This is a genomic window from Cupriavidus sp. (assembly GCF_057315035.1).
On the sequence record NZ_DBHKYV010000002.1, the window covers coordinates 526,113 to 539,511 of the forward strand.

General features: G+C 60.0%; 11 protein-coding genes and 1 pseudogene. 6 read left to right on the forward strand and 6 right to left on the reverse strand.

Going from position 1 to position 13,399, the window contains the following annotated elements:
• Position 1: 1 nt before the first annotated feature.
• From ACO550_RS05960 to ACO550_RS05970, 3 genes and pseudogenes are all read left to right on the forward strand, one after another.
• Positions 2-1,435, forward strand: coding sequence for a coniferyl aldehyde dehydrogenase (locus tag ACO550_RS05960; RefSeq protein ID WP_315595311.1), 1,434 nt, complete (start codon positions 2-4; stop codon positions 1,433-1,435).
• Between the two features lie 74 nt (positions 1,436-1,509).
• Positions 1,510-2,712: a porin gene (locus ACO550_RS05965; RefSeq protein ID WP_315595312.1), complete on the forward strand. Its 1,203-nt coding sequence runs from the start codon at positions 1,510-1,512 to the stop codon at positions 2,710-2,712.
• Between the two features lie 77 nt (positions 2,713-2,789).
• A pseudogene (locus tag ACO550_RS05970) lies at positions 2,790-3,034 on the forward strand (group II intron reverse transcriptase/maturase); the annotation flags it as partial.
• An 824-nt stretch (positions 3,035-3,858) separates the two neighbouring features.
• Here the strand turns inward: ACO550_RS05970 and ACO550_RS05975 are convergent.
• The 5 genes from ACO550_RS05975 to ACO550_RS05995 all read right to left on the reverse strand — a co-directional run bounded on the left by ACO550_RS05975 (position 3,859) and on the right by ACO550_RS05995 (position 6,475).
• Positions 3,859-4,182 carry an H-NS family nucleoid-associated regulatory protein gene (locus tag ACO550_RS05975; protein WP_315595313.1) on the reverse strand — a complete coding sequence of 108 codons (324 nt, stop codon included), beginning with the start codon at positions 4,180-4,182 and terminating at the stop codon, positions 3,859-3,861.
• A gap of 104 nt (positions 4,183-4,286) precedes the next feature.
• Positions 4,287-4,514 (reverse strand): H-NS family nucleoid-associated regulatory protein, encoded by a 228-nt coding sequence (locus ACO550_RS05980; RefSeq protein ID WP_485994373.1) that lies wholly within the window; start codon positions 4,512-4,514, stop codon positions 4,287-4,289.
• 128 nt (positions 4,515-4,642) lie between these two features.
• Positions 4,643-4,888 carry a hypothetical protein gene (locus tag ACO550_RS05985; protein WP_315595314.1) on the reverse strand — a complete coding sequence of 82 codons (246 nt, stop codon included), beginning with the start codon at positions 4,886-4,888 and terminating at the stop codon, positions 4,643-4,645.
• 564 nt (positions 4,889-5,452) lie between these two features.
• The gene (locus ACO550_RS05990) at positions 5,453-6,124 is read right to left on the reverse strand and encodes a response regulator transcription factor (RefSeq protein WP_315595315.1); all 672 of its coding nucleotides are present in this window, start codon (positions 6,122-6,124) and stop codon (positions 5,453-5,455) included.
• 228 nt (positions 6,125-6,352) lie between these two features.
• A complete protein-coding gene (locus ACO550_RS05995; RefSeq protein ID WP_315595316.1) occupies positions 6,353-6,475 on the reverse strand; it encodes a hypothetical protein in 123 nt (40 codons plus the stop codon).
• A gap of 377 nt (positions 6,476-6,852) precedes the next feature.
• On the opposite strand from ACO550_RS05995, the gene ACO550_RS06000 reads away from it, so the two are divergent.
• Positions 6,853-7,104, forward strand: a complete 252-nt coding sequence (locus tag ACO550_RS06000; RefSeq protein ID WP_485994431.1) for an SMI1/KNR4 family protein — start codon at positions 6,853-6,855, stop codon at positions 7,102-7,104.
• Between the two features lie 567 nt (positions 7,105-7,671).
• Entirely contained in the window at positions 7,672-10,434 is a 2,763-nt protein-coding gene (locus tag ACO550_RS06005) for an autotransporter outer membrane beta-barrel domain-containing protein (RefSeq protein ID WP_315595317.1), read from the forward strand.
• A 141-nt stretch (positions 10,435-10,575) separates the two neighbouring features.
• On the opposite strand, the gene ACO550_RS06010 is transcribed toward ACO550_RS06005, so the two are convergent.
• Positions 10,576-11,130 (reverse strand): transposase family protein, encoded by a 555-nt coding sequence (locus ACO550_RS06010; RefSeq protein WP_315595318.1) that lies wholly within the window; start codon positions 11,128-11,130, stop codon positions 10,576-10,578.
• A gap of 321 nt (positions 11,131-11,451) precedes the next feature.
• On the opposite strand from ACO550_RS06010, the gene ACO550_RS06015 reads away from it, so the two are divergent.
• Positions 11,452-13,359: an IS200/IS605 family accessory protein TnpB-related protein gene (locus ACO550_RS06015; protein WP_315595319.1), complete on the forward strand. Its 1,908-nt coding sequence runs from the start codon at positions 11,452-11,454 to the stop codon at positions 13,357-13,359.
• The last annotated feature ends 40 nt before the right edge of the window (positions 13,360-13,399 follow it).

The following is a 13,399-nucleotide window of genomic DNA, read 5'->3' on the forward strand; positions in this document are numbered from 1 at the left end:
CTTGACTACAAACCTCACGGATTCCGCGGCGCAGGAAGCGGAAGCCAGCCGAATTGCCGGCATTGTGGCCAGACAGCGCGCGGCCTACCTGGCCGACGGCATGCCAGATGCGGCGCAGCGGCATGACCGCATCGATCGGGCCATTGGCCTGCTGGTGGACCACCAGCAAGAAATCATCGAGACCGTCGCCAGCGATTTCGGGCATCGCAGCCACGACTTCACACGCGGCACGGACGTACTGGGCCCGTTGATGTCGCTGAAGCACGCGCGACAGCACTTGGCCTACTGGATGAAGCCCGAGCCGCGCTCCGCGCCGCGCGGTGAAGCCTGGGTGGCATACCAGCCGCTGGGTGTCGTCGGCATCATGAGCCCGTGGAACTTCCCGGTTGGCACGGCGTTCCTGCCGCTGGCGGGTGCGCTTGCGGCGGGCAACCGTGTGGTGATCAAGCCGTCGGAATTCACACCGGCCAACAGTGCGCTAATGGCCCGCATGGTGGCGTCGGTCTTCGATCAACAAGAGGTCGCCGTCGTCTGCGGCGGGGCAGAGACCGGCATGGCGTTCAGTGGCCAGCGCTTCGATCATCTTCTGTTCACCGGCTCCGGCTCGGTCGGCCGACATGTGATGCGCGCCGCCGCCGACAACCTCGTGCCGGTCACGCTGGAGCTTGGCGGCAAATCCCCCACGATCGTCTCCCGCAGTGCCGATCTGGAGTTTGCTGTGCGCCGGATCATGGCCGGGAAGCTGCACAACGCCGGCCAGATTTGCCTGGCGCCGGACTATGTCTTCGTGCCGGAGGAGATGCTCGATGCCTTCGTTGATACCGCCCGGCGTGTTGTCGCGGAACTCTATCCGTCGCTGCACGCCAATCCTGACTACACGGCGATCGTCAACGAGCGTCATCGTGCCCGCCTGCTTGGCTATCTGGATGATGCGCGCCGCGACGGTGCCCGGATCATCGAGCTGAACCCGGCCGGCGAGAGCTTCGATGGCGTGTCTCCCGCGAAGATGGTGCCGGCGCTGGTGATCGATCCGTCCGGTCGCACCCGGATCATGCAGGACGAGATCTTTGGCCCCTTGCTGCCGGTGAAACACTACAGGACCTTGGCAGAGGTGGCCAGCTACATCGGCGAGCGGCCGGCCCCGCTTGCGCTGTACTACTTCGGGACCGACGCGAACGAGGAAGCGTGGGTCCTGGCGCATACAACCTCCGGTGGCGTCACGGTCAACGGCGTGATTCGACATGGAGGTGTCGAGGAACTGCCGTTCGGCGGCGTGGGGGCGAGCGGCATGGGGGCGTATCGCGGGTTCGACGGGTTCAAGCGGTTCAGCCATGCACGGGCCGTACTCCGCAGTTCCGCTCAGGATATCGACGTCTTGCAGCCGCCTTACAGCACGCCGTTGCGTCAGATGATGAAGTCGATGGTTTCACGCTGAGGCAGCTCGTCTGGCAACGATCGGGTGCGTTCCAGTTGGGCTGAGTTTTATAACAAGGGAGGAGGAGAAACGTGTTGAGAGCATTCAACCGGCTTGGCAAATTCAACATCGCGCTGGCAGCCACCGGCGCGATCGTGGCGGGAAGCGCGCAGGCACAGTCCACGGTGACGCTGTATGGCGTGGTGGACGCAAACCTGGAATATGCCAACCATGTCGGCAATGTACCGACGTCGGCCAACGGGTTCCGGCCCGGGCCGGGCAACAATGTCTTCCGGCTGGACTCGGGCGGGTACTCCGGTTCACGTTGGGGGCTGCGCGGCACGGAGGACCTCGGAGGCGGCCTGAAATCCATCTTCGTACTGGAAAGCGGATTCAGCATTGACAATGGCACCTCCCAGCAGAGCGGGCGGCTGTTCGGGCGACAGGCCTTTGTCGGTCTTCAAAGTCCCTACGGGCAGATCTCGTTTGGACGTCAGTACACGTCGATGTTCGAGGCGTTGGCGAACTTTGCGCCTGCTGCCTATGCGACGCAGTACGAACCGGTAGTGGCCATGGCGGGAGCGAACTTCCGCGAGGACAATACCGTCAAGTACACGGGTGTGTTCGGTCCGGTGACGGCACTGGCGCACTGGTCCTTCGGCACGGGCCTGGCGCTGCCGCCCACGGTGGGCGCACCAATCATCCTCGGCGGTAACGGCGAGGTGCCTGGGCAGTTTCGGCGCGATTCCGCCTACGGTGCAGGCCTCGTCTATGCAGCCGGATCGTTTGCCGCCACCGTCGGCTACGACCAGTTCAACCCCACCATTGCCCCTGCGGCCAATCCGACGAACGCAGGGAGTGGTACGTTCAAGAAGGCCTCCGTTGCGGCCAGCTATTCGTTCGGAGCGGCGAAGATCATGGGCGGCTACCGCTGGGGCCAGAACAAGGACGCGAGCGGCAACGTGTTCATGCGCGACGATTTCTACTGGGTGGGCGCAACCTATCAGGTGACGCCGGCGATTGGCCTGACGCTGGAGTACAACTACGACAACCTGAAGAGTCAGTTCGGCAACGCCAGCATCGCGAATCCATGGCAGATCGCGTTTATCTCGTCCTACGCGTTCTCGAAGCGCGCGGATGTTTACCTGACCGCGGCCTACGCAAAGAACGCCGGCCTGGCGCTTGAATCGCCCTCACTTTTCTTTGCCAACAGCCTGTCGCTGGGCAACAGCTATGCATTGGGCAGTGGGGAGAGCTCGATGGTGGGTGTCGCGGTGGGCGTGCGCCACAAGTTCTGAATGAGCCGAGAGACCCGTAAGGAGGAGCCGGTGAAAGTCCACTACGATGAAGGAATAGCGAACCACATCGGCCCCGAGTTCGGGAGTCGTTTTATGCGCTCAAACGCAACGCGGCACCCGGCGTGGATGGCACGACGTGGCGGTACTACGAGGGGGACTTGAGTATCTTCAGCGTCTGCACACGCAAGTATTCAGCGGAGCGTATCGGACACTGCCCGTTCGGCGGCAGTACATACCCAAGCCGGATGGCAAGCAGCGCCCACTGGGGATTGCCGCACTGGAAGACAAAATCGTCCAGCGCGCGGTAGTTGAAGTGCTAAATGGGCGCGCTGGGATCTGTGCGGGGGGGGTGTTCACCGCGATACGCAAGGCGTTCGTTTGCCGATCTCGATTGGCGCCGCGATTGCCGCGCCTTTTTTCTTTGTGGTCGTGTCGGATGACCCGGGTGCCTTTTCGACAGTCTTCTGATGGATTGGCGATGCCTAGCACCGTCAGCCAACACCATCCGCGCTCCGATCAAATGTACAAGGCGTTGCTGGGCGCAGCCCGATTTCGATGATGCCGAGGCGCTTCTTGCATGCTTCCGCCGGACGGATTCGCGATGGGACAGGTCCTCATACGTTCGAACTGACAGGAAAACGCAGCTTGTATCTGAAATAAGTCAAACTGAGTTGCGCTGTAGTATGCACTGATGCAGTGCTACCGCCCGCGCTACGCTTCCCCGGAACGCGGGTTTTTTTCGGCGTCGCTCCAGGCAGCATCATAGATTTGGCGTGGTCGCACCTGCGAGCGTAAAAGCCATTCTGCGGACGCGCCTGGCGCCGTTCTACCGAAAGCCATGGCTTTAGAGCCACGAATACTATGTCGGGAGCGTCGGCGGTGCGCGCTGGAAACCGTGCCGGCGTACGTGGACGGGCAAGGAACTAAGGAGCATGCGCGGAAGTCGGCGGCCAAAAAAACCAAGCCGTTCGTTTGCTCCCCTCCTGATCCGGTCGGCTTCGCCTCTAAGTTCGAAAGCGAACCGGCCGGACTAGAAGGGGGAATGCGCTCGCAGATGTTCAGATTTTTCCACCCATTGACTCATCTCAGCGAAAAAACCGACCGTCAGCCGCTCATCGCCTCGTCGCGGGTTGGGTATGCGTACGATTACGCTGTCTCTTTCTCAATCAAAAATCGCTTCGGGTTTTTGCCTAGCCAAGCGGGTGCACGTCCGCGACCCGACCAGGTTTTACCAGTTTTGGGGTCCAAATACTTTGGTGGCAGTGCGGCCTTTTCAGTGACAGCGGCTCCAGCAGCTTTGGCAGGACGCCCGCGACGGCGTTTCGCCGAAATATCATCAACGGTCAATCCGTAGTCCGCCATCAAACCCTGAATTTTTTCAATCACTCCGGAAACCTCGGCGGCTCGAACTTCCACCAACTTGGCTTCCAGTGCAAGTTTCTCGGCCATCAATTGCTTGTATGTTGCCATCGCAGCTCCTTCAAAAATGGTTCGATGACATCATCCTATATCACAAACCACTAAATGAGAAAGCGAAGTATTTCGACGAACTAGGAAACAACGGAAGCATCTGCTCAGGAAATCCTGAAATGTTCTATGGATTGCCCAGCGTTGACCGCACGCTGTAGCCATTCAGGTACGGTTCCCGCGCCATTCCAGGCATGACCCTCTGCATCTTTGTATCTGACAGATTTCGCAGATATTTCATCTGGTTGACTGGGTGAATAACATCCTGGCTGCTTCGAGCCATACAAATGAGATCCCTTGGCGACCCATAGCGGATCGGCTCCATAGAATGGCATCCGCGCGTCCCCGTTGTGTTATCGCTGCCGATGCTTCTGAAAAAGGACTCATAGTCACGGCCGTTGCGCTTGGAGAGGATGCAAGGGGCATATAGACCTCACACGGCCGTGAGAAACGCGCCTGGCCTTTAAGTGTTTGGCAATCCAAATGATGAGGAGAGCGGTTTACACTCGAAATGGGCGGCGGCGTAGGTCGCGTTGCATGCCCAGACTTCTTCACCTTCGCGCACAAAGATAACCCAGTTTCCGTCGCTGATGCATTCTGCACCCGGGAATACTTCATCGTAACCGTTCGGGCCGTCGAGCGGGAAGGGGGCATGTGGAATGGCCCAATACCGGCCAGCCGGCAACGCTGCAATCTGTTTTGTACTCATGCGCTTCAATTCGTTTGCGCTCAGCTGGCGCCACGATCATTTCCTATAAAAAATTCTTGCCCTGGCAATACGACGCCGGCGTGACAACAGCATAATAACGGGCTGTAGTGATGAACTCTCCCGCCGCCGCATCGCAAGACGCTTGGCGGTGGAGTTGGGCGGCGTCCCTCCCCAGTCCTTGGCCGGAACGGAGCAGGGCGCTCATCTCGTTGAGGAACAGTCGGTGGAGCTCGACGAAGTGTACTTTGCCTAATGATCTTTTGGCGAATCAGTAACCATGCGGATCTCAAAGGCATCGGTGCGTTGCGGCTGGTGGTCGATGGCCCTCAGCCCGTCGTGCACTTGCCTGAGCGTCCAGCACCAGCTTTTTTTGGAAGTTCTTGTTCGCCACGAAGTGTCGAGAACAGAGTCCCGACGCTCCGCCTCTGCGCGCACGGGTTTCCTGGGGCCATCGGCGCATTACCGCCGCTTCATTGCCGGCGGTACGACGGGGGCGAACGGACAAGAAGGTCAGATGAGCGGCCATCGGTATTTGTGCAACGTGTTTACACGGCACCGCCACGTTCATTCGGCGATCGGTTGCATCGTTTGCGCTTGGCTCATTGTCGTCTTAGGCAAGGCGTCTGCAGGTGCGGTGATACCTAGGCTGTCTGCACATCGAACCATATCGGCGAGGGATCTTAACCCCATCTTCTGCATGACGTGGGCGCTGTGGACCTTGATGGTTTTTTCGACGATACCGAGTATTCGTGCAATCTCCTTGTTTTTCATCCCCGTGGTCACGAGGCTCATGACCTCTTTTTCCCTGGGCGTTAGACGATCGATCCTCATTTGAAGGTCCGCATGCGTCAGGGCTTGCTCATGCAGTTGCTGCGCCGAGACCAGCGCCTTGCCGACTGCTGAGAGTAGCCGGTCTTCCTTTATCGGCTTTTCAAGGAAGTCCAGCGCCCCAGCCTGCATAGTTGCGACGGCTGTAGCGACGTCGGCATGACCTGTCAGCATGATGAACGGATAGCGACCGGGGAGCGCCGTCTGCAATTCCGAGCCGCTCATGCCAGGAAGCCGGAGATCCGCAATTACGCAAGCCGGGCCTCGATTTCTCTGAACTGCATCAAGACATTCTTCACCGGACGCAAAGGGCTGCGTTGGGACACCACGTGCTCCAAGGAGACGGCCGAGTGCCTCGCGGATGCATTCATTGTCGTCGACAAGAAGTACTACAACGGGCTTTTGCACGGTTCAGCCTTTCTCGACTCCGGGGACGAATTGGGGATGAACGACCGTTAACCAACTGTGAGCGCAGCCCCTCTCCCAGCCTCATAGGATCTAGTCCGCCCGGTTCACTTGCGAACCTTTTAGCGAAGCCGACCGCACGCATCAGGAGGGGGCAAGCGAAAGAGCTCATGTAGACAGTACCCACTTACAAACTGACCCGCAAGTTTGTGGCGACAATGTCGAAAACTTTCATGTCGCCGTGACAAGCCATTCATCATGGACAAAGAGCGCAGCGGTAAGGATGCCGGTTGCGAGGATAGCCATGATGGTCTTGTTCATGATGGGTACTTTGTTACCGAGGTTGAGTTTCATGCGGCCTTCACCCCGCACCGACGGGCTGCTCCCTAGGTGCCGCGTGGATAGGGTCGTTTGATGACCGCTTCGCCCGACAAAATCTAGCGGGCTCTACAGCTCTACTGTGGACGACGCTACTCATGAACTCGTCATGGTTTCGGATGCGAAACATGGGTTGGCTTACCGACGCAACGAAGCATGCGGCGTAGGATCGCGCCCAACTGGGCGCGTGTGATGCCATACCGGCGCATCAATTCGTTTTCGGTGAAACGGTCCGGGAGTTCTCCGTTGAGCGCTCCTCAGCAATCCTGAAATAGATCGCCTCGCCGTCATCACCTTGTGCGGTATTCGGTTCGTGGTGGAATTACTATCTTGAGCAGCCGGAGTTCATCACGCTGCTAAACATTGACTTCCTCTCTGGGCTAACCCCCGGAGATTCCATACCTCTGACGACGGACGGCGGTAACCACGTGGGGCTTGACTACGACCCTGATACGAATGGAACTATCGGACAGGTAATCACGTTCGGTCGGGATGAGGATACGAAGCGCGTCATAGCAAACAGCTTCGAACACTTCGTTTCCTTGCTGATTTCTGCGGTCGCTACTGCCCGTTGGAACGGCGAATATTTGGACCTGGCGATTTAAGTTGGCGGCCACTATTGCGGAAAGACTGAGCTTCAAGTGGCAGTCACTCGCAGAGTCGGCTCGCGTTGCGGACGTCGTCGCCGCATCCGGCGTTTTCCCTGGGGCATTCGACCCGGAAACAGTGCCATGGCCAGCAGCGCACGATCCAATCAATCCAGTTACGGTCGAAAGACGTCGATTCATCGCCGGTGGGGTCGTCGAAAACCTCGGGGCGCAAAATGAAAGCGCCACGTCCTAGTCCTGCGGTGTGCTAACGGAAAGGATGTTCCTTTAGAGTGTCACTTCTAATATAGATTTCTCCCTACTTGCAACGGGGAAAAGTGCTTCGTAGCCCTACCGCCACGCGAGGCTATATCAGCCTTACATAACCTGCTCACGTGATCTAACATCTGCCCCGCTTTAATTTGTACCAAAAATAATACATTTAACTTCGAACGGGGCAGTTCAATGAAGACCCATTTTTGTCGTGGAATGCTGCGGGCTGGCGCTCGCGCTCCGCAAGCGTCCTCTATCACTCTCGCTGTCGCGCTGCTATTTCCAGTTGGCGCGTCGGCTGCGGAGTACCTGGTGACTAACGAAACTGAGTTTCGCGCAGCCATCACGGCCGCCAATGCTGACGGCGATCCCACGGCCACGATCCGCTTGGGCGCGAGCTTCGCGCTCACGCTTTCGACGACGATTCCTTCGCTCACCAAGCCACTCATTCTGGATACACAAGGCTATGTGTTGACCAGAAATCCGACCGCAGGCGGATTCACAGGGTCTTCCACAGGCACCAGGACCTATAACGGGACGTTTGTGGGTCTGAGCGGTACGACCGTAGGTACCGGACAGGCCCAAGCCAACGGCGTGGCCATCAATAATGGCTCGGTGACTGGCGGTACCCAGACCGGCATCGGTACCGGCGGCGTGGGCTTTGTTTTGAGCGGTTCCGTTACGCTCACCAATAACGGATCTATCAAGGGGGGTGGTGCAACAACCGGTACCGCTGGTGCAGGTGTTAGCGTCGCTAGCGGTGGGAGTGTCGTCAACGCTGCGTCAGGCACGATCGTCGGCGGCGATGCCACTGGAGGCACCGGGGGAGCAGGCGTCAGCTTCGGTAATGCGCTTTCCCCAACTACCCTCGTGAACCAAGGTACGATTCGAGGGGGGGCTGACTTGAACGGTGGGTCGAGCGGTGGCAATGCCGTACGGCTCGCGAATACCGGCACCTTCTCGCTCGAAAACACCGGTCTATTGGAGGGGGGGAAGGGAGCTGCGGCGATATTCACGTCGTCTACCTTGAATACGATCACCTTGGTGAATTCCGGTACGGTTAGGGCTGGCGAGAGCTCTTCCATCGCAATTCAGTTCGGTTCGGGCGCCAGCAGCAGCTCCATGCTGGAGCTTCGCGCGGGTACAAACATCGTGGGCGACGTTGTGGCTAGCGCGCTCGGTACGAACGACGCTTTCCGCCTCGGCGGTGACACGAGCGCTGTGTTCGACATCTCGACGATTGGCGACACCGCACAGTACCGCTACTTTGACAGCTTCACCAAGACCGGCACCAGCACCTGGGCGCTGATCGGCACGGGCACGGTCAGCACGCCGTGGACGGTCGACCAGGGCACGCTGCAGATTGGCAACGGCGGCACCAGCGGTAGCCTTGCCAGCAATGTCGTGGTCAACAGCGGCGCCACGCTGGCGTTCAACCGCTCGGACACCTATACCTACGGCAACATTGTCTCGGGCGCAGGCGGCGTAACGCAGAACGGCACCGGCACCACGGTGCTGACGGCAGCCCAGACCTACACCGGCCCGACCACCGTCAATCTTGGCACGCTGGCTATCGATGGTTCGATCACGAGCCCCGTGACCGTGAACGCCGCCGGTACGCTGTCGGGCACCGGTACGATTTTCGGCGATGTCACCAACACCGGTACGGTCACCCCGGGCGGCGGTTCGGGAGTACTGACCGTTGCCGGCAACTATGTCGGCAACGGCGGCACGGTGCGCGTGAACACCGTACTTGGCGATGACGCATCGGCCACCGGGCGTCTGGTGGTGGCGGGCGGCACCTCGGGCACAAGCCAGATCCGCGTGGTCAACGTTGGCGGCACCGGAGCACTGACTTCGGAGGGCATCAAGGTCATCGACGTGCAGGGCGCGTCGAATGGCGCCTTCACGCTGGCCGGCGACTACACGTTCCAGGGCCAGCAGGCGGTGGTCGGTGGCGCGTACGCGTATCGGCTGTACAAGAATGGCGTGTCGACGTCGACCGATGGCGATTGGTACCTCCGTTCGACGCTGCTCGACCCGGCTTCAGTGGGCACGGCAGCGGCCGCCGCCTCCGGTCCGCTGCTGGCACCGACCGTGCCGCTGTACGAGGCCTATTCGAGTGTGCTGCAAAGGTTCAACGAACTGGGCACGCTGCAGCAGCGCGTAGGCAACCGTTCGTGGTCGCCCAACGCTTCCGTGCAGGCCGAGCAGGATGCGGGCAAGCCGATCATCGGTCGCGGTGCCTGGGCGCGTGTGGAGGGCTCGAACACCCACATCGATCCGTCCACGAGCACGACCGGCGCCAGCTACAACGTCCGCATGTGGAAGTTCGAGGGCGGCGTTGACGCGCCGGTCGTCGAAAACCAGGCTGGCACGCTGGTGGTAGGTCCGACCTTCCATTACGGCATTGCCAACTCCAATGTGTCGTCGATGTTTGGCAACGGTTCGATCGATGCCACCGGCTACGGCTTCGGCGGAACGGCTACCTGGTACGGCAATAATGGCTCGTACGTCGATGCGCGCGCCACAGTGACCTGGTATGACACCGACATCCGCTCGTCGACGCTGTCGGCCAAGCTGGCGAACGGCAATCGTGGCAGCGGCGTGGCCACCAGTGTGGAAGCTGGCCACCAACTTCCGCTGGGCGACAACTGGTCGATCACGCCGCAGGCCCAGCTTGCCTGGTCGCAGGTGCGCTTCGACGCGTTCACGGACCAGTACGGCGCCAATGTGTCGCGTGACAACGGCAACAGCCTGATCTCGCGCCTCGGTGTGTCGCTGGATCACGAGACCAAGTGGACGGCCGGCAACGGCAAGACCCGCCGCTCGCATGTGTACGGTATCACCAACCTGTACTACGACGTCCTGCACGGCACGTCGGCACGTGTCGCGGATATCAGCGTAGTCAGCAAGGAACAGGCGCTGTGGGCCGGCCTTGGCGTGGGCGCGTCGCTGAACTGGGACGATGACCGCTACACGGTCTATGGCGAACTGCTGGCGCGTACCAGCGTGGAGAACTTCGGCGACAGCAATGCAATTGGCGCCAAGCTCGGCCTGCGCTACCGCTGGTAAGTCGGCATCGGCTATACGCTGGTATCCCGCGCGGAAGCGGCGCAGGGCAGCGCATCATCGCGGCGCGGGACTCAGGTCGAGCGCTTGACTATCAACGCTATCATCCCGAGATACCCCGTTTTATGTATTGATTTTGAGCAATCAAAAGGTACCTAGAACGTTACGCCACGTCCTTCGCGACGTGGTTTTTTTTGCCCGATATATGAAGGCTGTCTCATAATCCCGCGCGAGGTTATGAAGCACGGCCAGTGCCTTCACTATCACCCCTAGCTTCGACCAGTGATAGGGGAAGAGGCCGGCAATCACCCGCCAGCATTTCAGACGGGCAAACACATGCTCGATCCGAAGCCGTATCCGCGAGATCTGGCGATTACGCTGTTTGGCTGCGTACTTGTCGTCGCGGTAGTCCGACTCGTTGCGCTTTGTCGGTCGGAAGAGTGTGACACCCTCCCCATGGCCTCCGGCGTACGCCTTATGGCCCAAGACAACCGCGTCGTTGAGGGGCAGCCGCAGCGCCTCCGCGTCCCAGATTCGTTTGTCATGCACCGAGCCAGGGTAGCTATCGCTGACATCCACGATTGAACCATTCGCGGTCGCGACCACTTGTACCTTGGCACATCGGTGATGTTTGTGTCCCGAGTACGCCTTGAGATCGGACGAGCCGATCCGAACGCTGGTGGTATCAACGATCAGCATCTGAGTCGAGCGCTGCCCGAGCCCGGAGTCTGCGAGTCGGCTAACAACGCGGTGAATCGCTCGTGCCGTCGTGGCAACCGGCATGCCTGTGAGCGCCGCAATCGCCCGCACAGGACGATTGAGTCTCAACTTCAGGAGTGCCGCGATGATCTGGGTGCGAAGATTGTACTTTGTCGGCCTTCCCCGTCCGCGTACCCGAGATGCGATCCGCCGAATCACAACCTCGATCTGGGTTAAGCGGTAGCCCGTGATGCGCTCAAATAGTTGCGTGAGATGCCTACGTGGATACAATCGGGACACTATCGAATTGAGCCTGACCCCATGAACGAGAGCGACCAACCCCCCGTTGACGAGAAGCCGACCCAGGCTTACGTTCAGCGCGCGCTCGTCCTCGATAAGCCCGGCGTGGCATTGAATGCCGTTTGTCTGGCGATCACCTTGCAGTGCAAGAACCTCTACAATACCGCCCACTTCGCCGTCAACAACGTAAACACCGCCTACGACAAAGTCGATGGTGGATATCGGCTCAAGGACGAGTTGCACGAGCATCAGCGGGTGGCGATCAAGCGCTTCAATGCCGCGATTGACCGCATCAACGCAGCGCGGCACGACAAACATGAGGCGGAAGTCGCGGCGACCGCCCCGGACGGGAAGATGTCTGACATTCGGCTCGTGGCTCGGTTGGAGTCGTTTGCCGTCAGCCCGCTAGGCTCACTACTCGATATCACCGTCCTGGACAACGTCCTGCGCACGTGGCCTGGCATGGATGGCTCCGCGGTCTATGGGCGCATACCGGCCGCGGCGGCCCAGCAGGTGCTGCGTCGGTACAAGGCCGCGTGGGCCGGATACTTCAGCTCTCTCGAAAAATACACTGCGGGCGGCGCTGGTTTCACTGGCAAGCCCCGCCCGCCGTCGTATTTGGCGCGCGACAGCCGCTACGTCCTGGAGATCCCACTCGCCCAGATCGGCCGCACCCTCATTGGGTTGGGTGACAAGGTGATCCCGGTCGATATGGCGGAGACGCTCTCGCTCACCGCCGAAGAAATGGTTGCGTGGAACGCCTATCCGATTCTGGAAGTCATCGACCGGGCGATCACTCGACGCGGCTTCCGCTCGGGAGCGCCACAGCACCTGCGCATCGTGCCAACTGGACGAGGTGTCAAATTCGAGGCGGTGGTGCGTGTGCCGCGCGAGCTGGACCCGAACTCGCCACTGGCCACGCTCGAACGCGAGCTGGCCCCGCAATTGGCCAACGCAAAAGGTAAGGCGTTGACGACATCCAGGCGCAACGAGGTCTGCGTGAAGGCCCTATCGGGCCGGGAAAATGTTCCGGCTGCCGGGGTCGACTTCGGCGTAAATAACGTGGCGACGGTCTCCTACACGACCGGCAGCCAGGCCCACGTCGTGAGTTCGGGCCGATTCGAGGTCGTCATGCGTAAGCATGATGCACGAATCGATCGCCTCAAATCGACGTTGATGACGCCGGAACTTCGCACGCTGCAGGCACGGATGGATGAGGCGAAGACGCGCGGCGAGAAGCTGTCGCGCGGTGACCAGATGACGCTGCGCAAGGGCATGAAGGCGCTGTATGCAGACCCGGCCTATCTGGAGGCCCAGCATCGGCGGGCGCAATGGCTCAATGACTTTCTGCATAAGCTGAGCCACAACCTCGTGCGAAACTGCGCAAGTCGTGGCGTGCACGTCATCGTCATTGGGCAAAACAAGGGATGGAAGGATGGCGGCGAGATGGACACCGTCCAGAATCGGCGCTTCCACACTATCCCGCACGCCCGGCTGATTGAACTGATCCGCTACAAGGCGGAACAGCAGGGAATCGTCGTCGTTACCACCGAGGAGTCGTACACAAGCAAGACGAGTTTCGTGAACAACGAGCCGCTGCGCAAGCACAGCGGCAAGAAGCAGTCGAAGGCAGCAGCAGAGACATCAGCGACGACGCAAGTCGATCCCGAGCAGACCCCGGCGGCCCACGCGCCGATGGGGAAGCGTCTGAAGGACAAACGAAACACGTTTGTCAACGCCCATCAGACCGGACGCCTGGCTAGGGTACACGCGGATGTCAACGCGGCCTTCAACATCCTGCGCAAGGTGTTCCAGCGGCTGGCCTATCACACCGGCCTCACCCTGAAATACACCGTCATGCGCCTCAGTCCACGGCTGGGGCTCATTCAAGCAGAAATTTTGGGTCCGAGTGGCGCCGGACAATTATGAGACAAGCCATTCCAATCCTGGTATGCCTTGTCGAAACCTG

Excerpts from the sequence above, each read along its gene's own strand:
- ACO550_RS05985 (WP_315595314.1), bottom strand. The coding sequence starts at position 4,888 with ATGAGTACAAAACAGATTGCAGCGTTGCCGGCTGGCCGGTATTGGGCC.
- ACO550_RS05995 (WP_315595316.1), bottom strand. The coding sequence starts at position 6,475 with ATGAAACTCAACCTCGGTAACAAAGTACCCATCATGAACAAGACCATC.
- ACO550_RS05980 (WP_485994373.1), bottom strand. The coding sequence starts at position 4,514 with ATGCCATTCTATGGAGCCGATCCGCTATGGGTCGCCAAGGGATCTCAT.
- ACO550_RS06010 (WP_315595318.1), bottom strand. The coding sequence starts at position 11,130 with ATGCTGATCGTTGATACCACCAGCGTTCGGATCGGCTCGTCCGATCTC.
- ACO550_RS05975 (WP_315595313.1), bottom strand. The coding sequence starts at position 4,182 with ATGGCAACATACAAGCAATTGATGGCCGAGAAACTTGCACTGGAAGCC.
- ACO550_RS06015 (WP_315595319.1), top strand. The coding sequence starts at position 11,452 with ATGAACGAGAGCGACCAACCCCCCGTTGACGAGAAGCCGACCCAGGCT.